The following is a 24195-nucleotide window of genomic DNA, read 5'->3' as shown; positions in this document are numbered from 1 at the left end:
GTTTGGAGGGTAGTTAGCTCAGTGCAATATTGTTCTCAGGCCGGTAGCAGTACGGTAATGACCTTCTCCTCGGTGTAGGCCAGTGCGCCGCTGAACCCTCCTTCACGGCCAATACCGCTGTCCTTGACGCCGCCCCAGGGCAGGTTGGCGTCCAGCGGGCTCCAGCAGTTGATGCCTACGGCACCGGCCTTCACCGCAGCGGCCACGCGATGGGCTCGCACCAGATTACTCGTCCACACCGTGGCCGCGAGGCCGTAGCTGGAATCGTTGGCCAATGCGACAGCTTCTTCGTCAGTATCGAAGGCAATCACCGTGCCGACCGGGCCGAAAATCTCGTCCCGGGCGATTGCCATGTCATTGCGGGCATTGGTGAAAATCGTCGGCCGCACGAACCAACCTTGCTCAGGGTTCGATACACCGCCGGCCAGCAGCGTAGCGCCTTGATCGATGCCCAGTTGAATGTAGCGGTTGACCCGATCGAACTGCGCCTTCTTGGCCACCGGTCCCATCTGCACATCGGGCTGCCGAGGGTCTCCCACCTTGACGGCACACGCGGCATTGGCAAGCGCTGCGGCGAAACGCTCCGCGAGGCTGCGCTGGACCAGGATGCGCGAACCGGCAGCACAGACCTGGCCCTGGTTGGCGAACAGGCCGAGGCTACAACCAAACAGTGCATCGTCGAAGGAGGCGTCATCGAAGACAATCTGCGGGCTCTTGCCGCCCAGCTCCAGTGCCACGCGCTTGAACAGCACACCGGCAGTGCGCTGGATCTCGCGTCCGGCCTCGGGGCTGCCGGTGAAGCTGATCTTGGCGACATCCGGGTGCTCGCACAGGGCACGGCCGACTTCATTGCCGTAACCGGTGACCACGTTGATCACACCGTCGGGAAAGCCCGCTTCCTGGGCCAGGGCCGCCAGGTGCAGGGCTGACTGCGGCGTTTCTTCCGACGGTTTGATCACCACGGTGCAACCTGCCGCCAGCAACGCGGCGAGTTTCCAGACCGTGATCATCAGCGGCGAATTCCAAGGCACGATGGCCCCGACCACGCCCACCGGCTCGCGTACCGTGTATGAAAGGGTCTTGGTGCCAAAGTAGCCGCCGGAGGGGATGGTGCGGCCTTCGAGCTGATTGGCCCAACCGGCGGCGGCACGCAGGTTGGCGAGCACGTTGGGGATGTCCAGGCGACGCGGTTCGATCGGCGAGCGCCCGATGGCGTCGGCGTCCATGTCGGCAAGCAGGTCGGTATCGCGCTCCACCAGGTCCGCCAGTTTCAGCAGCAGCCGGCCGCGCTGGGCACCGTCGAGCTGGCTCCAGGCGCCGCCTTCAAGCTGCTTGCGGGCGGCCGCCACGGCGCGGTTCACGTCCTCGGCCGTACCGCGCGCGGCGCTGCCGTAGATCTGTTCTGTCACAGGGTTGATGAGGTTCGTTCGACGGCCGTCGGAGGCCTCGAAGGAGCCGCCTTCGATGAAGTGATTCAGATGCTGTGTCATGTTTGGATCCATGAATGTTGTGCAGTGGTCAGGTAGACCCGTTTCATGCCTTGAGCGAGGCCAGGGCGTCGCCGAAGATGTCCAGCGCCTTGAAGAACAGCGAGCGCGAGATCGTCAGCGAAGGCATGACACGCATCACGTTGCTGTAGCGACCGCAGGGGATCATCAGCACGCCGTGGTTCAGCAGGTAGCCCATGAGTTGGCCGATCTTGGCGCCTTCCAGCGGTGCCTTGGTGGCCGGGTCTTCAACCAGTTCGATGCCGATCATCAGGCCGCGGCCGCGCACCTCACCCACGAACGGGCTGTTAAAGCCACGGATACGCTTCTGCGCTTCCAGCCCCAGGGTGTGCGCACGGTTGAGCAGATCGAGCTCCGGATCCTGCAGGATGCTGATGTTGGTCAGCGCCACGGCGGCGGACAACGAGTTGGCAGCGAAGGTGTTGGGCACCGAGCCGTCAGGAATCGCGGCAGCCAGGTCCGAGCGCATGATCAGGCCCGCCATGGGCAGGTCGCTGCCGATGCCTTTGCCGAACGTCAGCATGTCGGGCTTGACGCCCGAGTGCTCGACCGCCCACATTTTGCCGGTACGGCCGGCGCCGGACTGTACTTCGTCGACGATCAGCAGCGCGCCGCTGCGGTCGCAGGCCTTGCGCAGGAGCTGCAGGAACTCGGGTGAAGGGGGCACATAGCCGCCTTCGCCCTGCACCGGCTCGACGATCACGGCGGCGACGTCATCGGCGGCGGTGTAGGGGGTGTTCAGCAAGTAGTCGACGTAATCGCCGGCGATCTGCTCGGCGCTTTTGTGGGTGGTGTCGAACGGGAAGCGGTAGGCGTAAGGGTAGGGGGCGTGAATGACGCCCCCCATCATGGCGCCATAGCCCTTGCGGTAGGCCGTACCTGTGGTCAGCGCGCCTGATGCGTTCCAGACGCCGTGGTAGCCTCCATGGAAGGCGATGATCTGGTGCCGCCCGGTGATGCGCTTGGCGAACTTGACCGCGGCCTCCAATGCATCGCTGCCGCTTTGGGTAAAGAATGTGGTGCAATCGCCGCGCAAGCCATCGGGCGCGATCTCGGATATCTTGGCTGCCAGCTCGGTGCGTCGGGTGCTGTTGATTTCCAGGGCATGCATCAGCACTTCGGACTGTTCGCGGATGGCCTGCACCACTTTCGGGTGGCAACGGCCCACGCTGCTGACGCCCACGCCGGCGGACAGGTCGATGTAGGTGTTGCCGTCCGGGTCCTTGAAGGTCGCGCCGAACGCCCGGTCCATGGCCACCGGCATGCGTCCGCCGCCGCGGGCCATGGACTCGGTACGCGCCGACAACGCCAGGGCCTCGCGGGTCATGGGACCGGGGAGGGTGCTGGAAATAATCCGCGGGGCATCCGCGAAGTGGAGGGATTCAAGTTTGGCTTCACTCATGACGGTCTCTCTGGATGTCGGTTGGAGTGTGCCGATCATCTCTAGCCCGCGTCTCCAGGCGGTAGCCCGAATCGGCACATGGGTAAATTGCGCTGAAGGTGGCGAGTGATATTCCGCTATGGAATTTTGCTAAATTCCTTTAATGTGCGAATATCGGTCAAGAAGGCAGGATAAGAACAATAATATTTGAGAGGCTTTCGCATATTATGAGAAATGTTCACATAAACCACTTTCGCGACGTCCACCTCCATGCCGCTACCGTTCAGGAGTGGAGTCAGGACTACAACCAGCTCACCGCCGGTTCGGCCGAAAGTACGCTCATGCAGCTGACCACCGCCCATTGCCATATCTTTCGTGAGCAGATCAACCAGCGCGTCGTGCAGCACGGCGTGGCCCCCCGCGGCAAAATGTGTTTTGCAGTGCCGATCAATGTCCCTGGCGCGATTCGGATGCAAGGGCGCGAGGTGGATGACAGCAGCCTGTTCTTTCTCCACGGTGGAGAAGAGTTCATGTTCCATATGCCGATGGGCATGGAGCTGCTGTCCATCACCTTCGAACGGGAATTGTTCGAGCAGGCGCTGGCGCAAACGGCTTCGGCAAAGGAAATCAGCCAACTGCTGCGTCAACCGGTGATCAGGGTTTCCACGCCGCACTTCGCGCAGGCGCGTCGGCGGTTGCTGGCGATATTCTCCCAGGCCCTGGTGAACGAAGAGCTCGACAATGTGTGGGAACAGGAGCTGGAACAGGCGATGCTCGGCGAGATGCTGCAGCTCATGACCGATCCGGCCTGCGACAAGTACCAACGCACCACGAGCTCCACCCGTAGCTTCATTGTCGAGAAATGCCACCGTCTGACCACTGCCGAAATGAACAACGTGCCCAGCGTGGACGAGTTGTGCCAGCGCTTGCAGGTGAGTCGGCGTACCGTGCAGAACAGCTTCCGTGCGGTGGCCGAGACGACGCCGCTGAACTATCTGCGCTCCGTCAGGCTGAACGGTGTGCGCCGCACCTTGATGTCCACCCAGGCGTCGCATCTGTCGATTGGCGATGCCGCTGCCCAGTGGGGCTTTTATCACCTGAGCCACTTCGCGGCGGAGTACCAGGAACTGTTCGCAGAGTTGCCGTCCCATACCCAGCGCGCAGCCATTCCCGATTGCGCCCTCGCCTGAGCAACACAACCCCTGTGGCGAGGGGATTTATCCCCGCTGGGCTGCGTAGCAGCCCCAGATCCCGCCATTGTGGAGTGTCAGCTAACTGCAACTGGCTTTATGGGGGCTGCTACGCAGCCCAGCGGGGATAAATCCCCTCGCCACAGTTTCTGTGGGGCTGAAGGGGCGCCCGGGATTTTCATGGGAAGAACAGTCTGATGACCGATTTGGGTTAGTGCGACATGGATGGGCAGGCATAGGATCGAACCCGGCGTGCAACAAAAACAATAAGCCATTCGGTGCCGGTGGACGGATGACTGCATCGATCCCACAGCGACTGCCTCATACAGAAAGGTCAAGCACATGAGTGTATCTCTCCCGGTCAACAGCTCCACGGAGCTCAAGCGTGGTGCCCTGGGTGTCGGTTTCATCATTTTCTTCGTAGTGTCGGCGGCGAGTCCGTTGAGTGTCATCGCCGGTGGTTTTCCCATTGGCATCATGCTGGGCAACGGTGCCGGTACACCGGCGTTGCTGATCCTGGCTCTGCTGGTGTTGCTGATGTTCTCGGTGGGTTACACCACCATGTCCCGGCACGTCACCAATGCCGGTGGTTTCTATGCATTCACCTCCCGCGGCCTGGGTGGACTGGCGGGTGGCGCGGCAGGGGTGTTGGCGATGTTTGCCTATAACATCCTCCAGGTGGGGCTGTACGGCATGTTCGGTGGCGTGGTCAGCGGCACCATGGCCAGCGTGTTCGGCCTGGAACTGCCCTGGTGGGCTTATTCGCTCATGGCCATGGCCAGCGTCGCGATCCTGGGGTATCGCAAGATCGATCTCTCGGCCCGGGTGCTGTCGGTCATCGTGATTGCCGAGTACCTGGCGATCCTGACCCTGGATTTCGCCATCCTCAGCACGGGCGGTGACAGTGGCGTCAATCTCGACGCATTCGATCGCAGCCATGTGTTCAGCGGCACACCCTCGATCGGCTTGCTGTTCTGCTTCGCCGCGTTCATCGGCTTCGAGGCCACGACCATCTACGGCGAAGAGGCCAGGAACCCGCAACGGACCATCCCGATTGCCACCTACTGCTCGGTACTGCTGATCGGCGGGTTTTATGCACTGTCGGTCTGGTCGATGGTGGTGGGTGTGGGCGCGGACAAGATCGTGCCGATGCTGCAGGCCTTGCAGGACCCCACGACCTTCATCTACGGCATGTCCGATCACTTTGTCGGCCCACACCTGACCCAGATTATCCGGGTGCTGTTCATGGTCAGTATCTATGCCGGGCTGCTGGCCTTTCACAACGCAGCCGCCCGTTACTTCTACGCCATCGGACGCGACGGCCTGTTGCCGCGCCAACTGGGGACGACTCATCGCGTCCACCAGAGTCCCCATATGGGCTCTGTCTTGCAGAGCTTGATTTCTGCGGTGGTGGTGCTGATTTTCGCCGCCATGGATGCCGATCCGATCCTGCAGTTGTTTGCCTGGCTGTCCAACCTGGCCACGCTGTGCGTGATCTTGCTGATGGCGCTCACGTCCGCCGCGGTATTTGCCTTTTCCCGCAGCCACCCCGAGCTGAGGCTCGGACTCTGGCGTGGGGGGATCTTTCCCGCGCTATCCTGCCTGGTCCTGTTGGCGGTCCTGATCATCGCGGTGCTGCATTTCGATGTGCTGACAGGCGCCAGCCAGACCTTGTCCTATGGCCTCTGCGCGATTATTCCCGCAGCTTTGCTGGCCGGAGTGTTCCTGGCGGCTCGACTGCGCAAAAGCGCTCCGGAGCGATATCTGGCATTGGGGAGCCACAAGCTCTAGGACGTCACAGGTGCTGCTTCAGGAAGCGTATAAACTCAAGGGCCAGTTGCGAAGGTTCTTCCTGGGTAGGCAGCAGCAAGGCAATCTCGTACTTGATGGCGGGCTTGAAGGGTTTCAGGACCAGGTCGCGGGCGAAGGGACGGCTGACCACCGGATCGACCATACCGACGCCCATTCCGGAGCGGACCAGTTCGCATGCTGTCGCAAAGAACTCTGTCTCGGCCACCACGTTCCAGGATGACCCGTACGCCGAAAACGCCATTGCCAGTTGCTGGTAGAGGGGGTCGCCCTTGAACAGCGAAACGAACGGCACGCCATCCAGGTCCGCCGGGGTAATCATGTCCAATGCTGCCAGCGGGTGATCGGCAGGCATCATGCACTGGCATTCATAGGCAATCACCTCCATGCGGGACGTCGGATAGTCGAGCGGCAGCTCGGCAATGGCCAGGTCGAATTGCTGCGTCGTGATCAACTCACGAACGGACTGGGAGTTGCGGGTGATGACCTTGAGCTCCAGGCCCGGGCGCTCCCTGGCGAATTCGGCCATCAGGCGTGGCAGCAAACTGATCGAGATGCTGGCGTAGGCGGCGATCGCCAGATGACCGCGCTTGCCCGTGCGGATTTCCCTGGCGATACGCTGGGTTTTCTCCACGGCCTCCAGCGCCCGTTCCGCCTCGATGAAGAACAGCCGGGCTTCAGGGGTGGGTTGCAGGCGACCGCCCTTGCGCACGAACAGTTTGAGGCCGGTTTCATGTTCCAGGTTGGCGATGGTGCTGCTGATCGCCGGCTGGGAAATATTCAAGAGCTCCGCAGCGCGGGTCATCGTGCCGTGAATCATCAAGGTTCTGAAGCACTCGAGCTGGCGGATTCGCATGGGTTGACCTATAGATTCAACTTATACTGAAGCCACTTTATATTATTGGTTTGAGGTTTTCTTCTGTGTTTTCCTTGATTGCAGGCCCATCAGTGCAGAGGAAAACCGCGACATGAACACGATGACTTCGATGACCCCCGGTGAGCGGCTTCTCTTGCCAGCGCGGCAGGGTGTAGCGCTCCGGTTGAGGCAGGGGCAGACCCTCCAGGTGATCAACACCCATGGCAAACAGGTGGTGGACACCTGGGCCTTCAACCCGAGCGACCTGCAGGAAGCCATGTCGATGGAGCACAGTCGTCCCTTCTGGTTGAAACTCAACCCACGGGAAGGCGACAGCTTGCTGACCAACAAGCGCCGCAGGATCCTGACGCTGGTCGAGGACACGACGCCGGGCATCCACGACACCCTGGTCGCCGCCTGTGACCCGACCCGCTATGTTCAACTGGGCGTCGTCGGCCACCACGCCAGCTGCAACGAAAACCTCTTCCTGGCCCTGGAGGCCATCGGTCTGTTGGCGCCTGATACGCCGAGCCCCTTGAACCTCTTCATGAACGTCCCGGTGCACGAAGATGGACGCATCGAGTTTGCCGAGCCTGTCAGCAAGCCAGGACAATATGTCTGCCTCAAAGCGGAAATGGACGCTATTGTGGTGCTGTCCGCCTGCCCCCAGGACGTGACGGCGGTAAACGGCATGCGGCCCCAGGACGTCCATTACCGCATCCTCTGACGGATCGCCAACCTGCTGGCCCCTGTTGCTCGCCGGCAGGACACTGAATACGTCGCAAGCACCCGTCGGGTGTCCGGAGAAAACCATGCGCAAAATCCCCCCTCTGAATTCCGTGCGCGCGTTTGAGGCGGTCGCACGGCACCAGAGTTTTTCTGCCGCGGCGAACGAGCTCTCGGTGACGGTCGCCGCGGTCAGCCATCAAGTGCGCCAGCTGGAAGAAGGCTTGGGGCAGAAGCTCCTGGAAAGAGGCCGGATGGTGACCCTCACGCCTGCCGGGAAGGCGATCTATCCGTTGCTGCGCGAGGGTTTCGACCAGATTGCCCAGGCGTTTGCCTTGTTGGGCGGGGCAAAGGAGGGCGATGCCATCCACGTGTCCACCACACGGGCCTTCGCCGAACGTTGGCTCATGCCGCGTCTGGCGAAGTTCAACGAGATTTATCCGAACATCGTGGTGTCCATCCACGCCTCGGAAAAAGTCGTGGATCTGCGTGCTGAAACCGTCGACCTGGCGATCCGATATGGACCGGTCGATGCCGATGTGCGCGGGCCGGTGTTATTCGAAGACAGGTTCATCGCGGTCGCGGACAAGCGCATTTGCCCACTGGAACACAACGCAACGATCAACGATTTCCCTAATCGACCGCTGCTGGCGTTCAAATGGAAGAACCAGGCACTCGAAGCCCCCTCGTGGTCAGCCTGGCTGGCCGGGGTCAAGCGCGATGCTGCCGCAGATCTGCGTATTTCCTGGTACAGCGAGGAAACCCTGGCGCTGCATGCGTTGGAGCAGGGCCTGGGGCCCTTGTTGTGCAGCGATGTGCTGATTGATGATGAGCTGCGTTCCGGGCGGATCCGGCGGCTTGAAGGACCGGTGTTGGCGGGGTTCACCTATCACTTGGTCGAGAACAGCCATGGCAACCCGCGGCGCAGCCTGGTGCTGTTCAGGGAATGGCTCCTGGACGAGGCCAGGTCATTCAGGGGCAATGCCCTCAATGACCTGGCGGGACATCAACGGTTGCTCACCACCTGAGGCCATCCGCGAGCATGGCCGACTCTATGGCCAGGCATGCGCTGAGCAGTGGGTCATCGCGATCCCGGGTCGTCGAGAACAACACTGAGGTGGCAAGCCCGAGGCTGTCCTGGCCGGATGGGAGGGCGACCCCCGGCATGTCCAGCAGGCTGCCGATCATGGTGAGTGACAAGGTCTCCAGATTGACCGCCGCGAACAGCGCGTCGTCTTGCTCCAGGGGCGCCATGGGCGGGGCGACATGCTTGACCGTCGGCATGACCAGGAAGGCACCGTCGAGCTCATGCTCGATGGCCGCCATCAGTGCTTCACGTGACTGTCGGATCCTGGCCTCGGTGGCCGAGTCGATGTCCTTGGCCGCACGCAGGCGCGCGCGCACGCGTCTGTCCATCCGGACACCCTGCGGGCTTTCCACGATCGGGCCCAGCAGGCGCCAGGCTTCTATCGCGCCCAACCAGCCCGAGCGGGCAATCAGTTCACGGGTTCGGGCAACGGCGGCTACCGCTCGATACTCAACCTGGGTCCCGGCGGCGCGCAGCCGTTCCATCGTGGCGACAAGGTTCTGCCGTACCGCTGGTTGCAGTGCCGGGTCGGACAACACACCTTCGTCGACCACAATGCGCAGGTCCGAAAGCCTCGCAGCCTGGTAACCCCCGTCGTTGATCCCGCGCATCGCCCTGTCCAGCGCGGCGCAGTCAGCCACGCTGTGGGCGAAGGCGCCCAGGCTGTCGAGCGTGACAGCGAGGGGGTGAACGCCTTGCTGGCTGTATCGGCCTGTCGAGGCCTTGTAGCCGACCACGCCATTGAACGCCGCCGGGACGCGGATCGAGCCGGCGGTGTCCGTGCCAATGGCGCTGGTGACGATGCCCCGTTGAACCGCGATGGCCGAACCGGAGGAGGAGCCGCCGGGCACGCGGGTTTCATCGACCACGACAGCTGAGGTCGGTGTCCCGAAATGCGGGTTCAGGCCCAGGCCGGAATAAGCGAACTCCGCGAGGTTGGTTTTCCCCAGCGGGATCATGCCCTGCGCGGTGAGGGCGGCGATGACTGCCGCATCCTCGACGGCGATTTCAGCGTCGACCCGCGTGATGGAGCCGGCCGTCGTCCGGCTGCCGGCAACGTCCAGCAGGTCTTTGACCGCGTAGGGAATGCCGTCGAAGGCGCTCAACGGGGTGCCTTGTTGCCAGCGCCGGGTCGACGCGCGGGCGGCGTCGAGGGCGCGTTGCTCCAGCAGGGAGATGAACACCGGCTGCGCTTCTTTCGCCGCGGCCAATGCGCAGGCGACCAACTCTTCGGGTGTCGTCAGGCCTTGCCTCAATCGCTCGGCGGTTTGCAACATGGTGATCATGTGTTCTCCCTTGTCGAATAGGCGACGGTGCTGGACGCTCAAGCCAGCGACACCTGGTGTTGTCTCTGCTCGATCATCTGCCGGACCAGCACCGGAACGGCGTCGAAGGCATTGGCGATGGAGGCTTCATGGCGAGCGTCGGCAAACTCCTGGTAGTCGATGGAAATCACATGGGTTTCATTCACGCCCAGGTAGTGCGCGCACGTCTGGATGTGCGTGTCCAGGTGGTTCATGTTCTCGCGAACGCCACCCGGGCCAAACCCGAATTCGCCTCGGGACGACAGGATGACCAGTTTCTTGCCGCTCATGATCGGTTCCAGTGGGTAGTCGCCACGCTCCAGGTCGAAGGTGAAGGTTTTGCCGATTCGGATCACCTTGTCAAACCAGGACTTGAGCGCGGCGGGCATGCCGTAGTTGTACATCGGGGAGCCGATGACGATGACGTCGGCGCGGTCGAGCTCATCGATCAGTTCGTCCGAGAGGCGGATTTCCTCACGTTTTTGCGGCGTCATCTGCTCTGCGGGGGTAAAGACTGCGGCAATCCAGGCTTCGGTCACGAAGGGCGGTGGGTTGCGGCCGACGTCACGGGTGATGACCTGAGTGTTGGCATCGCGCTCACGCCACGCCTCGACAAAGGCCTGGGACAGTTTACGGCTCAGTGAGCGGTCGGATCGTGCGCTGGCGTCAATGTGAAGAAGGGTGGTCATGTCATGTTTCCTGTTAATACCAAGGTGGAACTACCTCAGTGACGGAGACAAGTTGGCCATGGGGTTCAGTTGTTCGACTATTGATATTTATTTGAACGACATCAAATAAAACTCAACAAGTGATTGTTCTTGCTCGGACTGTTTTGAAAAGACGTTATTTTCAGCCCTGAAATGCTAGTTTCATGTCTGGAAGTCTTGCGCGCTTGAGGAAAACTCAAGGCGGCAAATTTTCTAAAGGACGCTTTAGTTATCGTCAATTACTTAAACTTGCAGACCTCGCTTTAATGAATCCGGGCGATACAGGTGGTCGCCGGTCAGCGAGGAAAATAATAATGTCAACGCGTCGCGAATCTGAAAACAGCTTAATCAACGAGGCTAACTATGATGCACTCGGTGTCGAGCCCGTGCCCGATAGCCATCGTACTTCTACACCCCTGGACCAGTTCTGGATCTGGGCAGGGGCGAACGTGGCGCCGATCAACTGGGTATTGGGTGCCATCGGTATCCAGCTGGGCCTGAGCCTGATCGAAACCCTGCTGGTCATTGTGGTCGGCAACCTGTTGGGCGCCGCCTTGTTCGGCGGCATCTGCATCATGGGACACCGCACGGGAGTGCCGCAGATGGTGCTGTCCCGGCTGGCGTTTGGCCGCCGTGGTGCCTACCTCCCGACCCTCATGCAAGTGCTGATGCCGATGGGCTGGGTGGCGACCAACACATGGATCGTGCTGGACCTTGCGGTGGCCGCCCTGGAAAGAATCGGCATCAGTGGTGGCATGGAGCTCAAGTACGGCATTGCCCTGGTCGTCATGATCGTGCAGGTCGGGATCGCTGCCTGGGGGTTCAACGCCATCAAGTGCTTCGAGCGCTACACCATGCCGGTGATCCTGCTGATCATGGTGGTGATGACCGGCCTGGCCTTCACACACGTGGATATCCAGTGGCAGCGTTCGACCGTCGAGGGCATCGGCAAGCTATCGGCCATGAGCAGTCTCATGACGGCGATCGGGATCGGTTGGGGCATTTCGTGGCTGGTATACGCTTCGGACTACACCCGCTTCACCCAGAGCAAACTGTCCGATGGGCAGGTGTTCCGCTCGACGTTCCTCGGCATGTTCCTGCCCACCGTATGGCTGGCGTTCCTGGGCGCGGCGATTGCCTCCGCGGGGGCCGGCTCGGACCCTGCGCAACTGATCATTGCGGTCTTCGGCACCATGGCGTTGCCGGTCCTGCTGGTGCTGCTCCATGGCCCGGTGGCGACCAACATCGTGGTCATCTACTCGGCAGCGCTGGCCACCTTGTCCTTGGACCTGCGCGTCCCACGTTGGGTGGTTTCAACGGTCTCGGGCCTGGTGGCGCTGTTCATCCTCTATCTGTTCCTGCAATCCGGCGAGTTTGTCCACGCCTTTGAAAACCTGATGGTGTTTTTCGTGGTGTGGATCAGTCCGTGGGCGGGTATCACCCTGGTCGATTTTTTCCTGATTCGCCGGGGCCAGGTCGATTTGAAGTCGCTCTACTGCCATCACTCGGAAAGCAACTGCACCGATGTGAACTGGAGAGGGGTATTTGCACTGGCGGTCGGGGTGTTGGCGGCCTGGTTATTCCAGGTAGGCACCATTCAATCGCTGCAAGGCCCTCTTGCGATGGCATTGGGTGGAATTGATTTGTCCTGGTTGGCCGGGTTTGGCGTGGGCGGCGGTATTTATTACGTATTGCACCGTTCGCGCCCCACTGAAGTTATTCGCTCGTCAGTGATGGCCAAGTAAGCGCTGTGCAACGATTCATCATTAAAGAGGTTATTGCAAATGTCTCATCTTGAACAAACCAATGTGCTGGCTGCGCTGAGCGGCGGCGCCGAGATCGATGCGTTCCTGGGCAACGTCGTGGAGATCGCGATCGTGACCCGGGATCACAAACGCACCATGGACGGCTTGCTCAAGCTGGGGATCGGTCCATGGCGGGTGTACACCTTCAGCCCGGAAAACACCCAGAACCAGACGTACCACGGTGAACCGGCCGATTTTGTGCTGAAAGTCTGCTTCGCCCAATCCGGAAACATGGTCTGGGAGCTGATGGAGCCGGTGTCCGGGCCGACGATTTTCGCCGACTTCCTGGAAAAACACGGCGAAGGGATCCAGCACGTTGCCTATGACTGCAACAACATTCCGTTCGAGGAACGTATCGCTGAATTGCAGCGGCGCGGTTTCAAATGCGTGCAGTCCGGCTCCTGGATGGGTGTGAATCATTTCGCGTTCTTCGGCACCGAGGCCGACACCACCACGGTCTTCGAAACCTACGCCTTTCCTGCCGATTGGGATTATCCGGAGCCGGAGTCCTGGTATCCGCCTCGGGCATAAGCCCGCACGGCATCACCGGGTTTCGCCTGGGCGCCACTAGGTACAGAGCCTAGCGTCCAGGCTTGGCCGCTTTGCAACGACACAGGAGTAGAACCATGAACCCTGTCCGGATGGATAACATCAGTTGGGTGGACTATGAGCGCCGAGTGCGATCAGGCGCAGTGGTCTTGCTGCCTATCGGCGCCACGGAGCAGCACGGGCCCCATCTGCCCTTGGGTACCGACGCCTTGCTCGCCAGTGCAATCAGTGAAGACGTGGCACGGGAGATCGACGGTGTGGTCGCCCCGGCCTTGTCCTACGGCTATAAATCCCAGCCCAAGTGTGGAGGCGGGCAGCACTTCTGCGGCACCACCAGCGTGGATGGCGCGACGCTGATCGCCATGGTCCGCGATGCCGTGCGCGAGTTTCATCGCCATGGCGTGAAGCGCCTGGTCCTGGTGATCGGTCACTATGAAAACCAATGGTTCGTGACCGAAGGCATCGAGCTGGCGATGCGGGATATCGGCCCGGAGGCCGGGCTGGAGGTCATGCGCCTGGAGCACTGGGAGTTCGTGAAGTCACAGACCCTCGACAAGGTCTTTCCGAACGGTTTTCCGGGCATCGCACTGGAGCACGCAGCAGTCATCGAGACGTCGATGATGCTGCATTACCACCCGGAGCTGGTGTGCCTGGACCAAATCCCCGATCACGGCCCGGCCGAGTTCCCGGTCTACGACATGTACCCGAGCCGAACCGAATGGGTGCCGGCCAGCGGCGTGCTGTCATCCGCGCTGGGGTCGAGCGCAGAGAAGGGGCAGTTGCTGGTGGCGGATGTCATCAGCGGTATCGTCCAGGCGGTGCGGTCGGAGTTCAGGCTCGCCGGGGCCGAGTCGCAGGTTTCAAACGACTGAACCGGGTTCTTGTGCAGGGTTGCCGGACGCGAACATTGGCAACCGCTGCAACATCCAGTTCAGCAACTCTTGGGCAGGTGCCGCCAGCGGGCGTCCGGACTTCACCAGCAGTTTCGCCTCGACCCCCTGGAACAGAGGATGATCGACGGCCACCACCGTGAGGCTGCCTTGTGCAATCTCCCGATAGGCCGCCACTTCGCCCAATAGCGAGGCAAACTCGCCGCTGGCGACAAGGCGCTTGAGGGCGGCCAAGGAGTTGCTGACCAGCGCCGGACGAATCTCGATTTTCTCGGCGTACTCGAGCATCTTCAGCGCGTGGCCGATACCGAAGCTTGGCGGCGTCAGCACCAGTGGGCAGTGGAGCAAGTCGGCGACGGTGGCCATTGTCCCTTTCAAGGCCAGCGGATGGTCCGGGCGAACCAGCAGCATGATGGGCTGCCGGGACGTTGCGTGGTAATCGATGTGAGCGTGGGGAGGCGGGTTGTAGGCCAGGCCTATGTGCGCGCGATTTTCCGCGATTTCGTTCAGGACATCGTCCACGGGCAGTATGTCCAGCCTGACGTCGAGCCTGGGGTACTGTTTGCAGAACGGTGCGAGCACGTGGTCCACCAGGGTATCGACGTAGCCTTCGCTGATGACCACCCGCACGTGTCCCTGTTGCAGCCCCTTGATGGCCTGGAGCTGATCTTCGAGCTTCTCCTGATGTGATCGATAGCCGCGCCAGAACTCCAGCAGGTGCGCGGCTGCCTCGGTGGGCTGGACCCCACGGGCCTGGCGCTCGAACAGCCTGGCGCCCAATTCCTCTTCCAGCAACTTGATCTGACGGGTGATCACCGAGGGAGAGGTGTTGATGCTGTCCGCTGCGCCACGGATCGATCCGTGGGTCAGCACCTCATGAAAATACCGCAAGCGTTGCTGGTTGATCTCGCGCATGGCTGTTGTCCTTTCGAATCTGCGTTGCCCATAGAGCAACGTTACACGAACATAGTTGCTCTTGCTGCTATTGAGGCCGTCGGCGCAACATCCTCGACACGTCAGAGCAACAAGAAAATTGGAGACGCCCATGTCGACCATCGTGAATCCGGTACCCAGCGCAGCCCTTTCAACGTTGTACCGCAAGCTCAATTGGCGCCTGTTGCCACTCCTGTTCGTTTGCTACGTTTTCGCCTACCTGGACCGCATCAATGTCGGCTTCGCCAAGTTGCAGATGCAAAACGACCTCGGGCTGTCCGACGCCGCTTATGGTGTCGGGGCAGGGGTGTTCTTCCTGGGCTATGTGCTGTTCGAACTGCCCAGCAACCTGATGCTACCCCGGGTAGGAGCGCGAAAGACCTTCAGTCGCATCCTGGTGTTATGGGGCATCACCTCGGCCTGCATGCTGTTCGTGCGCAACGTGCCGATGTTCTATGCCATGCGTTTTCTGCTGGGGGTCTTCGAAGCTGGATTCGCCCCGGGGATGATCTATTACCTGTCCTGCTGGTACGGCCCCAAGCGCATGGCCCGGGCCATCGCGATCGTATTCATCGCCGGTCCCGCTGGCGGCATTATCGGTGGGCCGCTTTCGGCCTGGCTGATCACCACATTCGAAGGTGTGGGTGGGCTTGCCGGGTGGCAATGGATGTTCCTGATCGAGGGCTTGCCCTGCGTCCTGCTCGGTGTGTTTGCCTATTTCTACCTGTGCAACCACCCGGCCGAGGCTCGCTGGCTGAGCGGCGAGGAAAAGCAGATGCTGCAGCGTGAGCTGGGGACCGCCCCTGGCGGCGCGCATTCGTTCCGGGCGGTGTTGCGCGATCGCAGGATCTACATCCTGGCGAGCGCCTACTTCTGCATCATCTTTTCGATCTACGCCATGAGCTTCTGGTTGCCGGCAATCCTCAAGGCCCAAGGTGTCCACGACATGATGCAGTTAGGGTGGTGCGCGGCCATTCCCTACGTGGCAGCGGGCGCCGGCATGTACTGGATCGGGCGCCGCTCAGACCGTTTCGGCGAGCGTCGCTACCACTGTGCGGTCCCGGCAGCCGTCGGGGCGGTACTGATACTTTTGTATCCTTCTGCCGATGGGAACCTGATGCTATCAATGGTTCTGCTGACGCTGGCGATCGCCATGATGTTCATGGCCTACACGGTCTTGTGGGCGATGCCCTCCGAGTTGATCAAGGGCGAAGCGGCAGCGGGAGGCATCGCCCTGATCAACACCATCGGCCTGTGCGGCGGTTTCTGGGGGCCAGCGGTGATCGGTTGGGCGAAGACATCAACGGCGAGCATGAACCCTGGCATCGTCGCGGTCGGTTGCGTGTTTCTCTGCGCCGCGTTGGTGATCATCGCGAGCAAACCGCTGGCGCGTCGCGACCGGGTCTTGAATCCCGTGCAGATTGAACAGGCGCTTTGAACTTAACACCCATCGTGTTCCGCAAGGAACCTTTCCAAAGAGAGAACGCAGATGCTTTTACATCTATCGACCTGGGCCGAAATCGAAACATTTCTCCAACGCAGCCGTACCGTGGTCATCCCGATCGGCTCCAACGAGCAGCACGGGCCTACCGGCTTGTTGGGGACGGACTGGATGTGCCCGGAAATCATCGCCCATCAGGCGCAGCAGGCCGCAGACATTCTGATTGCCCCGACCTTCAACATCGGCATGGCGCAGCATCACCTCGGGTTCCCGGGAACGATCTCGCTCAGGCCTTCGACGTTCATCGCCGCCATCGGTGGCTGGGTACGTTCGTTGGCTGCCCACGGGTTTGAGAAGATACTGTTCCTCAACGGCCACGGCGGCAATATCGCCTCCATTGAAGCGGCGTTCTCGGAGCTCTACGCCGAGGCGAGTTTTGCCCGGCGCCCGGCGGGTTTCGCCTTGAAGCTGTGCAATTGGTGGGACCTGGAAGGGGTCAATGAGCTGGCGCGGGAGCAGTTCCCCACCGGTCACGGCATTCATGCGACGCCGTCGGAAATCGCCGTGACCCAATGGGCCTATCCCCACGCCATTAAATCGGCGGATTACTCGCCACAGATCGCCAACTGGGGCCCGATCCGGGAGGCGGCGGATTTCCGCGCCCGTCATCCAGATGGCCGCATGGGGTCAGACCCGGCGCAAGCTTCTGCGGAGAAAGGCCGGCAACTGGTGATGCTGGCCGCACAAGGCCTGGTGCAAGAGGTGCAAGCCTTCAGCCGCGAGTCCATGCCGGGTTGAACCGCAGCGCTGCCATTGCGCACGCCTGGGCATTCCGGGCGTTGACGCTTCATCTCGTAAAAACCGCAATCAATCAGGTACGCCGCGATGTGGAAAATCGATCACAGTTACATTGATGGAGCCTTCGTTCCCGTCCATGGAAATGAAACGGTGGAATGCATCAACCCGGCGACCGAGGCGGTCATCGGAACGGTCACCCTGGCTGATCGCGATGATGCCCGCCGCGCCATCGCTGCGGCGGCCCGTGCGCAAGCCGCGATGAATCGCACCTCCAAGGCTGAGCGTATCGAGATGCTCGAACGCTTGCAGGCCGCCGTGCTGGCGAGCACGAACGAGATCCGCGATACCGCCATCGAGGAATACGGCGCGCCGCTCGCCCGTGCCCAATGGGTCAGTCGTTATGCTTCGCAATCATTTGCCAACGCGGCGCAGGTGTTGAAGGACTACGAGCTGGTTCGTTCGATCGGCGACGCCAGCGTGGTGATGGAGCCGGTCGGCGTATCGGCACTGATCGCCCCCTGGAACAGCACCGCCGGAACGATCTGCAGCAAACTGGCATCGGCCATCGCCGCCGGTTGTGCGTCGGTCATCAAGCCGAGCGAGTTGAGTCCCTTGCAGACCGACGTGCTTGCCCGCGCATTGCATGGCGCCGGTTTGCCGAAAGGCGTTTTCAACATTTTGCTGGGACGCGGCAGTGACGTTGGTGATGAAATCAGCACCAACCCACAGGTCGCCAAGATTTCATTCACCGGGTCCACCGCCACCGGAAAGCTGATCGCTCGTGCCGGTATCGAGACCATGAAACGCGTAAACCTGTCGCTCACCGGGAAGTCGGCCTCTATCGTCCTGGATGACGCCGACCTCGACACGGCCATTCCCCTTGCCTTGAACGCGGCGTTCATGAACAACGGCCAGGCCTGCGTCGCTGGCACGCGCTTGCTCGTACCGCGCACGCAGGCCAAAGAAGTCATTGAACGGGTGAAAAGCCTGGTCGAGGCGATGGTCGTCGGCCATCCGCAGGACCCGTCCACCGTCATTGGACCGCTGGTCAACCAGGCCCAGTTCGACCGCGTGCAGGGCTACATCCGCCGCGGACAGGCGCAAGGTGCAACGCTGGTCATTGGCGGTGAGGGCAGGCCGGCTGGTTTTGACCAAGGCTATTTCGTCAGGCCCACCGTCTTTGCCGACGTCAGCAATGACATGGATATTGCACAAGAGGAGATTTTCGGCCCGGTGCTGTCAATCATCGCGTATGACTCGCAAGAGCAGGCGATCGACATCGCCAATGCCACACCCTACGGTCTGCAGGCCTACGTGTTTTCTCGCCAAGTGGACCGCGCCCGAAGCCTGGCGAGCCGGCTGCAGGCGGGCTCGGTGCTGATCAACCGAATCACACCGGAGCTGCTGGCCCCGTTCGGTGGGGTCAAGCAGTCCGGGGTCGGGCGGGAGTTTGGTGTGTTTGGGTTGGAAGGGTTTCTGGAGGCGAAGAGTATTGTGTTGGAGTTACAGCGGGGTTAGCCACCGACGCTATGGGGCAGCGACACCAGCTCAATCTGCGTGCCCCACGGCGCTTGAAAATAGAACCAACGAATACCGTCCGAGTTGGTGATGGGTTCGTTGAGAATGGTCACATTCAGGCGCTTGAGGGTAGCCAGGCTGCTGTCAATATCGGCGGTACGCAAGGCCACATGGCTGGCCCCGGCGTCGTCGCCATGGGGTTGGGCCTGATTGACCTCAGAACCTTGGTATTGAAACAACTCCAGCTTCGCGCCGCCGTCTATTTGCAACATCACAAAGCGTTGCAGCTCGCTGGAGCCATGCCAGCGGAATTGGCTTTTCCACTGATCCGGGATCTTGCCGGGGCTGATATCCGAAACCACCCGTGCGCCCATCAGCGCGGAGAAAAAGCGGATGGCTGCGTCGATATCCGGCACATTGATGCCAACATGGTCGATGGCTGAAACTTGAAGCGGTGCGGCTGCGCTCGTGGCGGGGTGGCTCTGCGGGGGCGTGGTCGCCGCATGAGTAGCGGTAGTCAGAGTCACGCTGGCGGCCAGCAGTGCCCATTGCACTGGGTTCATAACCTGTTCCTCTTGAGATGGGTTGGCGGGCGACCGTGGCAGTCGCCCGCTGGGTGGTCAGATTTGTGCCTGACCGCCGTCAACAAACAGCTCGATACCGTTGACGAAGCTGGCGTCATCCGAGGCCAGGAACAACGCAGCGCTGGCAATTTCGTCAGCTTCACCGACACGCCCCATGGGGATCAGCGACGCCATGTAGTCCAGCAAGCCCTGCTGCTGAGCGGCATCCGGGCCGGCCAATTCAACCAGACCAGGAGTGCGGGTGGCGCCGGGGCTGATGGTGTTGATGCGCACCTGGCGGTCTTTCAAATCCAGAATCCAGTTGCGTGCAAATGAGCGCACGGCGGCCTTGGACGCGGCGTACACACTAAAGGCGGCAGTGCCCGAGCTGCCCGCCGTGGAGCCGGTGAGAATCACCGAGGCTTTTTGGGCCAGCAGCGGTAGGGCCTTTTGCACAGTGAACAGCACGCCTTTTACGTTGCGATTGAAGGTGTCGTCGTACTGCTGTTCTGTGATGTCGCCCAGTGGCAGCATGGAACCGCCGCCGGCATTGGCGAACAGCACATCGATTCGGCCGTGGGCCGCGCCAATCTGGCGGTACAACGCGTCCAGCTGGTCGAGCTTGGTGGAGTCCACCTGCACGCCGGTGGCGTTGCCGACCGCGGCGACCGCGGCGTCCAGTTCGGCTTGGCGACGGCCCGTGATGTAAACGTGGGCGCCTTCCTGAGCGAAGCGTTTGGCGGTGGCCAGGCCGATGCCAGTAGTGCCGCCGGTAACCAATGCAATTTTGCCTTCGAGTTTGTTAGTCATGGTGTTTCTCCCGTATTTCGATTGAGTGAGTTGCGGTGTGGGAGAAGCTTATCGACGGGGCGGAACTTTCAAAATAGAATTGTCTGAAACCTATCGTTGCAGAAATGAAATGAGCAAGCTTCCAGATTTCGAAGGGTTGGCGATGTTCGCCAAGGTGGCCGAAGAAGGCTCGTTCGCTGGCGCGGCGCGTGTCATGAGCGTGTCGGTGCCAACGGTATCCCGAGCAGTCGCGCGGCTGGAGGAACGTCTGGGTGGGCGCTTGTTCAACCGTACCTCGCGGCAACTGGCACTCACAGAGTTCGGCGCGAGCATGGCAGCCAAGGCTGGGGAGATTTATCGGCAGGCCGAGGAGGTGGAAAGCGAGGCTCAGGAGTTATCGATCCAGCCCCGCGGCCAGGTACGCCTGGCGATCCCCATGTCGTTCGGACTGCGTTGGGTGGCACCGCTGATGCCGCAGTTGATCCGGCAGTATCCCGAGCTGTCGATTGACCTGCACCTTTCAGACGCCTCGGTAGACCTGATCGCTGAGGGCTTTGATGCGGCATTACGCATTGCCGTATTGCCGGACTCATCGCTGGTTGCACGGCATCTCTGCGCTGTCACCCAATATCTGGTCGCCTCACCGGCTTATCTGGACACCCATGGCCACCCCGGTCATCCCCGCGAACTGGCGGCCCGCACGTGCCTGAGTTATGCCTACCGAGCCCGTAGCCAAGTGTGGCGGTTCACCCATAAAGACGGCACCGAAGAAGACGTGGTGCCCAGCGGCCCGTTGAGAGTGACCAACTCGGATGCGTTATTACCCGTGTTACTTGAGGGACTGGCCATCGCTGAACTGCCGGAATTCATTGCCAGCGAATACCTGGCGGATGGGCGCTTGGTCTTGGTGCTACCGGAATGGAGCATGGCCCGTGGCGGCCTGTATTTCGTCACCCCCACGGCCCGTACCCGGCCGGTAAAAATCAAAGCATTGTCGGACTTTTTTGCCGAGCATTTAAGTGAGCCCGTCTGGCGATGGCCGTTATGAGACGATGGGTACTAGCCTTTCAATTATGAAACGATGAATTTCATTGGCTTCTATTTTTGAAGCGGAATGGATCCTTTAACGTGGTTTGGTCGGCACCGCGCGGAGTGCCCATCCAAACTCGTTTCGGGAGAAAGCTATCATGAGAAATGCCGTGGAATTGCTTCAACAGTACCTGGATTCCATCCAGACGCCGTTCTTGGCGGCGGCTCTGTTCGCAGAGGATGGCGTGCTGGAGTTGCCCTATCTGGAGTCGCTCGGCATCCCCCACAGCGTCCAGGGCCCAGCAGCCATCGAGGGCTTTATCAGCTCATTGCTTGGTAAAGTGCCAGATTTCAAATTCCGCAACGTGCGCTTTCTGATCGACACCCCCGACCAGGTGTTTGCCGAATACAGCGTAGAGGCCCTGGTGCCTGCCACCGGCCGCATCTACCGGCAGATGTACGCCGGCCGCTTGGTGGCCAAAGACGGCAAAATTCAACTATTGCGCGAATCCATGGACACCGTAGCCGCTGCCAAAGCGTTCGCGCCGGTTGAGCCGGCGCAAGGCTATTGAACCGCGATACTTTTAAGATCAGAAACTTGCGGCTGGAACCGGTTGCCACATCCAGAGCAGCAAACAGCGAGGTCGTTCCATGCAGGTCCCCCTCAGTTGGCATATCGAGATGCAGGAGGGCGATTGCCTTGGCCATCCTTAACCACTTTTAGCCAGACGTTTTTGCCAATCGCCGCTATGACCGCGCTGGCATTCTTCCTCAGAGTCAAGGCGAACATTGCGATCCGACACGTTCAGATCGATGCCAGCCTCTTTCAACGCGATGGCCGTCAGCTCAAGAATGCGAGCCTTCGCGTCAACCTGGGCCTGCTGTCTGTCAGCGAGGGTTTCGAACACCCAGGTCACCTTCAGGGTTTTCGTCAGCGCGTTCAGGTCAGCGGTGTGGGTGAGCCAGGTGAAGCCTTTGATTTCACCTTTTGCTGTTTCGCACGCTTCGGTCAGCGTGGTGATCAACCGGCGTTCGATCCGCGCCAGTTCACGTTGCCCTGGAGGCATTGCAAGTTCCTTTGGAGTTGATGGAAGGGAGGCACTGATCAGGCCGCTCGAAACTCGACCGTCCACGCCCCGCGATCTTTATGAATGGTGCCATAAATTGGCACCACCGGGTTTTATGCTGCGCTCCTCAAGCAGAGATACCCATCCATTCTCGTCGCTGCTTGCTTTGTGAAGGAACTGCACCATGCCCGGATTTCAACGTATCCAGTACAACAACTATGGTTGCCCGGAAGTGATGCGGGTCGAAGATTTCGAATTACCCGCGCCCGACAACGGGGAAGTAGCGGTGGGGGTAAGGTTCGCAGCCATCAATCCAATCGACTGGAAGTTGCGCGACGGACAGATGGAGATTGTCACCGGCAGAGCGTTTCCCCGCGCGATGGGCATGGACTTCTCCGGCATCGTCACGGCCGTTGGTAGCGGTGTCACGCGACTCAAGGTCGGTGACGCCGTATTCGGTCTAGCCCGCTTCAAGGACAGTGGTGCGTTCGGCCAAGCGCTGGTGACAAAGGAGGCATTCCTGGCCAAAAAAAAGCCCGACAGTGTTTCCTTATTATGCCCCCGACCCCGAATGGGTGCTGGAAATATTCACCGGCGCGCAGGCTGCTATATCGACTGTTCCACTGCGGTGGATAACGGCAAATGGTCGCGCAAAAAATCGATAAAACGCTGGGTCTTGGCGGGCAGCAGGCGCGTTTCGGTCATGGCATAGACGGGAACAGGTGTCGCCTGCCACTGCGGTAGCACGCGACGGAGCCGTCCCTGAGCTACATCGTCAGTCACAATACCTTCGGCCAGAACCGCAATGCCCATCCCCAAGGTGGCCAGGCGCTGGATCATTACTACGCTGTTCAGAAGAAACCTGCCTCCCACTTCGACATCTATGGTTTCTTCTGCGTTATTCATCGTCCATATGTCGGGCTTATGAGTGCGCAGACGCAAACACTCGTGCTGCAACAACTCGACAGGATGCTTGGGCTCTCCGGCCAGATCCAAATAACGCGCAGAGGCGTAAAGAAAACGCGGCAACTGCGCCAGCTTGCGTGCGATCAAAAGGGAGTTTGCAGGTTCTCCCATACGAATCGCCACATCAACGGGCTCACTCACCAAGTCGGCCAGACGTGCTGACAGATCAAACTCGAAGCGTATGCCGGGATAAAGCTGGGCGAACTTCGCTACCAGAGGGGCCAGGTATAGGGTGGCAAAGCCTTCAGGAAAAGAAGCGCGGAGCAAACCGGTCGGCTGCGAGAGCATTTCGCCCAGTTGTTCGTGCACAAGTCGCGCCTCTGAGACGATCCGCTTGCTGCGCTCGTAATACAAAAGCCCCGCTTCTGTTAGCTCCACCTTACGTGTTGTGCGGTGGAGCAAACGCAAGCCAATCGCCTTTTCCAACGCGCTGATGCGTCGGGACAATGTCGAGTTCGGCATCCCCAGGGCATCCGCAGCCCCTCGAAATCCTTTTGCTTTTACGACTTCGACGAATAACGCCATGTCGTCTAAATGGGTCATACAGATTGCTCCATTAATGGATCAATCAATTCTACCTATGCCTATTTATCCCGTATACGCGGCAGTGCAATATCAGGCCTCGCTACTTGGTGCGACACAGGTAGCGAAGACAGCCCAGACGATACTGGACACGTCCTTTAGGAGAACATGATGACATTCCAACGATTAACCGGTGAAAGCGCGGCCTTGCTACTGATCGATCATCAGATCGGCACAATGGGCTGGGTCACATCGACAAGCTTTGATGAGATGAAAAAGAATGCCGTCATCCTCGCCAAGGCCGCGAAAATTCTAAACATCCCAACGGTCCTGACCTCCAGCATGGAAGAGGCGGCGCAAGGGCCATTGCTCAGTGAGTTTCAGGCCATTCTGCCTGCCGAGTTTGCTGCCCGCATCAAGCGTGCAGGCATCGTCAACGCAATGGACGATGAAGCGTTTGCTGCTGCCGTCAAGGCGACCGGCCGCCAAAAGTTTATATTGGCAGGGGTCACTAATGACGTGTGCACGGTTTACCCAGCGCTCACGTTGGTCGGCCTGGGACATGAAGTTCAAGTCGTCGCCGATGCGGGCGGTTCCCCTACCAAGAGTGCCGACGATATCGCACTGCGCCGTATGGAGCGCGCAGGCGTTACCTTGACGAGCACCAACCAACTCATTGCTGAGCTTGCTGGCAGTTGGAGTACGCCCGAAGGTAGTCAACTGGTCCAGGCATTGAATCTCAGCTAAGACTTCTCTC

24 protein-coding genes are annotated in these 24195 nt (G+C 60.5%); 14 read left to right on the top strand and 10 right to left on the bottom strand.

Going from position 1 to position 24195, the window contains the following annotated elements; all coding sequences use genetic code 11:
- Positions 1-35: 35 nt before the first annotated feature.
- Positions 36-1490, bottom strand: coding sequence for an aldehyde dehydrogenase (locus FGE05_RS06940; protein ID WP_139642962.1), 1455 nt, complete (start codon positions 1488-1490; stop codon positions 36-38).
- 43 nt (positions 1491-1533) lie between these two features.
- On the bottom strand, positions 1534-2910 hold the full coding sequence (locus FGE05_RS06935; RefSeq protein WP_139642960.1) for an aspartate aminotransferase family protein: 1377 nt from the start codon (positions 2908-2910) through the stop codon (positions 1534-1536).
- A gap of 206 nt (positions 2911-3116) precedes the next feature.
- On the opposite strand from FGE05_RS06935, the gene FGE05_RS06930 reads away from it, so the two are divergent.
- Both FGE05_RS06930 and FGE05_RS06920 read left to right on the top strand, forming a co-directional pair.
- A complete protein-coding gene (locus FGE05_RS06930; protein ID WP_139642957.1) occupies positions 3117-4079 on the top strand; it encodes a helix-turn-helix domain-containing protein in 963 nt (320 codons plus the stop codon).
- A gap of 342 nt (positions 4080-4421) precedes the next feature.
- Positions 4422-5870: an APC family permease gene (locus tag FGE05_RS06920; protein WP_139642954.1), complete on the top strand. Its 1449-nt coding sequence runs from the start codon at positions 4422-4424 to the stop codon at positions 5868-5870.
- 4 nt (positions 5871-5874) lie between these two features.
- On the opposite strand, the gene FGE05_RS06915 is transcribed toward FGE05_RS06920, so the two are convergent.
- Positions 5875-6744 (bottom strand): LysR substrate-binding domain-containing protein, encoded by an 870-nt coding sequence (locus tag FGE05_RS06915; protein ID WP_139642951.1) that lies wholly within the window; start codon positions 6742-6744, stop codon positions 5875-5877.
- Between the two features lie 112 nt (positions 6745-6856).
- Here FGE05_RS06915 and FGE05_RS06910 point away from each other — a divergent pair, with 112 nt between their 5' ends.
- Positions 6857-7471, top strand: a complete 615-nt coding sequence (locus FGE05_RS06910; RefSeq protein WP_139642949.1) for a DUF1989 domain-containing protein — start codon at positions 6857-6859, stop codon at positions 7469-7471.
- Between the two features lie 85 nt (positions 7472-7556).
- Entirely contained in the window at positions 7557-8498 is a 942-nt protein-coding gene (locus FGE05_RS06905) for a LysR substrate-binding domain-containing protein (RefSeq protein ID WP_139642946.1), read from the top strand.
- On the opposite strand, the gene FGE05_RS06900 is transcribed toward FGE05_RS06905, so the two are convergent.
- Positions 8488-9843, bottom strand: coding sequence for an amidase family protein (locus tag FGE05_RS06900; RefSeq protein ID WP_139642943.1), 1356 nt, complete (start codon positions 9841-9843; stop codon positions 8488-8490). The genes FGE05_RS06905 and FGE05_RS06900 overlap by 11 nt on opposite strands.
- Before the next feature lie 38 nt (positions 9844-9881).
- On the bottom strand, positions 9882-10550 hold the full coding sequence (locus tag FGE05_RS06895; RefSeq protein WP_139642940.1) for an FMN-dependent NADH-azoreductase: 669 nt from the start codon (positions 10548-10550) through the stop codon (positions 9882-9884).
- A 404-nt stretch (positions 10551-10954) separates the two neighbouring features.
- On the opposite strand from FGE05_RS06895, the gene FGE05_RS06890 reads away from it, so the two are divergent.
- The 3 genes from FGE05_RS06890 (at position 10955) to FGE05_RS06880 (ending at position 13794) form a co-directional block, all read left to right on the top strand.
- Positions 10955-12313, top strand: coding sequence for a cytosine permease (locus tag FGE05_RS06890; RefSeq protein WP_257225607.1), 1359 nt, complete (start codon positions 10955-10957; stop codon positions 12311-12313).
- A gap of 39 nt (positions 12314-12352) precedes the next feature.
- A complete protein-coding gene (locus FGE05_RS06885) occupies positions 12353-12904 on the top strand; it encodes a VOC family protein (protein ID WP_139642935.1) in 552 nt (183 codons plus the stop codon).
- A gap of 95 nt (positions 12905-12999) precedes the next feature.
- Positions 13000-13794 carry a creatininase gene (locus FGE05_RS06880; protein WP_139642932.1) on the top strand — a complete coding sequence of 265 codons (795 nt, stop codon included), beginning with the start codon at positions 13000-13002 and terminating at the stop codon, positions 13792-13794.
- Here the strand turns inward: FGE05_RS06880 and FGE05_RS06875 are convergent.
- Entirely contained in the window at positions 13783-14727 is a 945-nt protein-coding gene (locus FGE05_RS06875; protein WP_139642929.1) for a LysR family transcriptional regulator, read from the bottom strand. The genes FGE05_RS06880 and FGE05_RS06875 overlap by 12 nt on opposite strands.
- Positions 14728-14857: 130 nt before the next feature.
- Here FGE05_RS06875 and FGE05_RS06870 point away from each other — a divergent pair, with 130 nt between their 5' ends.
- The 3 genes from FGE05_RS06870 to FGE05_RS06860 all read left to right on the top strand — a co-directional run bounded on the left by FGE05_RS06870 (position 14858) and on the right by FGE05_RS06860 (position 18502).
- Positions 14858-16183, top strand: coding sequence for an MFS transporter (locus FGE05_RS06870; RefSeq protein WP_139642926.1), 1326 nt, complete (start codon positions 14858-14860; stop codon positions 16181-16183).
- A gap of 51 nt (positions 16184-16234) precedes the next feature.
- On the top strand, positions 16235-16984 hold the full coding sequence (locus FGE05_RS06865) for a creatininase family protein (protein WP_139642923.1): 750 nt from the start codon (positions 16235-16237) through the stop codon (positions 16982-16984).
- Between the two features lie 87 nt (positions 16985-17071).
- Positions 17072-18502 carry an aldehyde dehydrogenase family protein gene (locus tag FGE05_RS06860; RefSeq protein WP_139642920.1) on the top strand — a complete coding sequence of 477 codons (1431 nt, stop codon included), beginning with the start codon at positions 17072-17074 and terminating at the stop codon, positions 18500-18502.
- On the opposite strand, the gene FGE05_RS06855 is transcribed toward FGE05_RS06860, so the two are convergent.
- Together FGE05_RS06855 and FGE05_RS06850 are read right to left on the bottom strand one after the other, a co-directional pair.
- Positions 18499-19065, bottom strand: coding sequence for a VOC family protein (locus FGE05_RS06855; RefSeq protein WP_139642917.1), 567 nt, complete (start codon positions 19063-19065; stop codon positions 18499-18501). The genes FGE05_RS06860 and FGE05_RS06855 overlap by 4 nt on opposite strands.
- Positions 19066-19122: 57 nt before the next feature.
- A complete protein-coding gene (locus FGE05_RS06850; protein WP_139642914.1) occupies positions 19123-19875 on the bottom strand; it encodes an SDR family NAD(P)-dependent oxidoreductase in 753 nt (250 codons plus the stop codon).
- 109 nt (positions 19876-19984) lie between these two features.
- On the opposite strand from FGE05_RS06850, the gene FGE05_RS06845 reads away from it, so the two are divergent.
- A complete protein-coding gene (locus tag FGE05_RS06845; protein ID WP_139642912.1) occupies positions 19985-20902 on the top strand; it encodes a LysR family transcriptional regulator in 918 nt (305 codons plus the stop codon).
- Between the two features lie 139 nt (positions 20903-21041).
- Positions 21042-21455, top strand: a complete 414-nt coding sequence (locus FGE05_RS06840; RefSeq protein WP_139642908.1) for a nuclear transport factor 2 family protein — start codon at positions 21042-21044, stop codon at positions 21453-21455.
- 138 nt (positions 21456-21593) lie between these two features.
- Here the strand turns inward: FGE05_RS06840 and FGE05_RS06835 are convergent, their stop codons facing one another.
- Positions 21594-21950 carry a hypothetical protein gene (locus tag FGE05_RS06835; RefSeq protein WP_139643657.1) on the bottom strand — a complete coding sequence of 119 codons (357 nt, stop codon included), beginning with the start codon at positions 21948-21950 and terminating at the stop codon, positions 21594-21596.
- A gap of 184 nt (positions 21951-22134) precedes the next feature.
- On the opposite strand from FGE05_RS06835, the gene FGE05_RS06830 reads away from it, so the two are divergent.
- Positions 22135-22662: an alcohol dehydrogenase catalytic domain-containing protein gene (locus tag FGE05_RS06830; RefSeq protein ID WP_139642907.1), complete on the top strand. Its 528-nt coding sequence runs from the start codon at positions 22135-22137 to the stop codon at positions 22660-22662.
- On the opposite strand, the gene FGE05_RS06825 is transcribed toward FGE05_RS06830, so the two are convergent.
- Positions 22557-23459: a LysR family transcriptional regulator gene (locus FGE05_RS06825; protein ID WP_139642903.1), complete on the bottom strand. Its 903-nt coding sequence runs from the start codon at positions 23457-23459 to the stop codon at positions 22557-22559. The genes FGE05_RS06830 and FGE05_RS06825 overlap by 106 nt on opposite strands.
- Positions 23460-23609: 150 nt before the next feature.
- Between FGE05_RS06825 and FGE05_RS06820 the strand changes: the two genes are divergently transcribed.
- Entirely contained in the window at positions 23610-24185 is a 576-nt protein-coding gene (locus FGE05_RS06820; RefSeq protein ID WP_139642899.1) for an isochorismatase family protein, read from the top strand.
- Positions 24186-24195 lie beyond the last annotated feature (10 nt).

The organism is Pseudomonas sp. ICMP22404, assembly GCF_006227205.1.
In the GTDB taxonomy this organism is placed as follows: Bacteria; Pseudomonadota; Gammaproteobacteria; order Pseudomonadales; family Pseudomonadaceae; genus Aquipseudomonas.
This window is presented reverse-complemented; position numbering and strand designations above follow the sequence as displayed.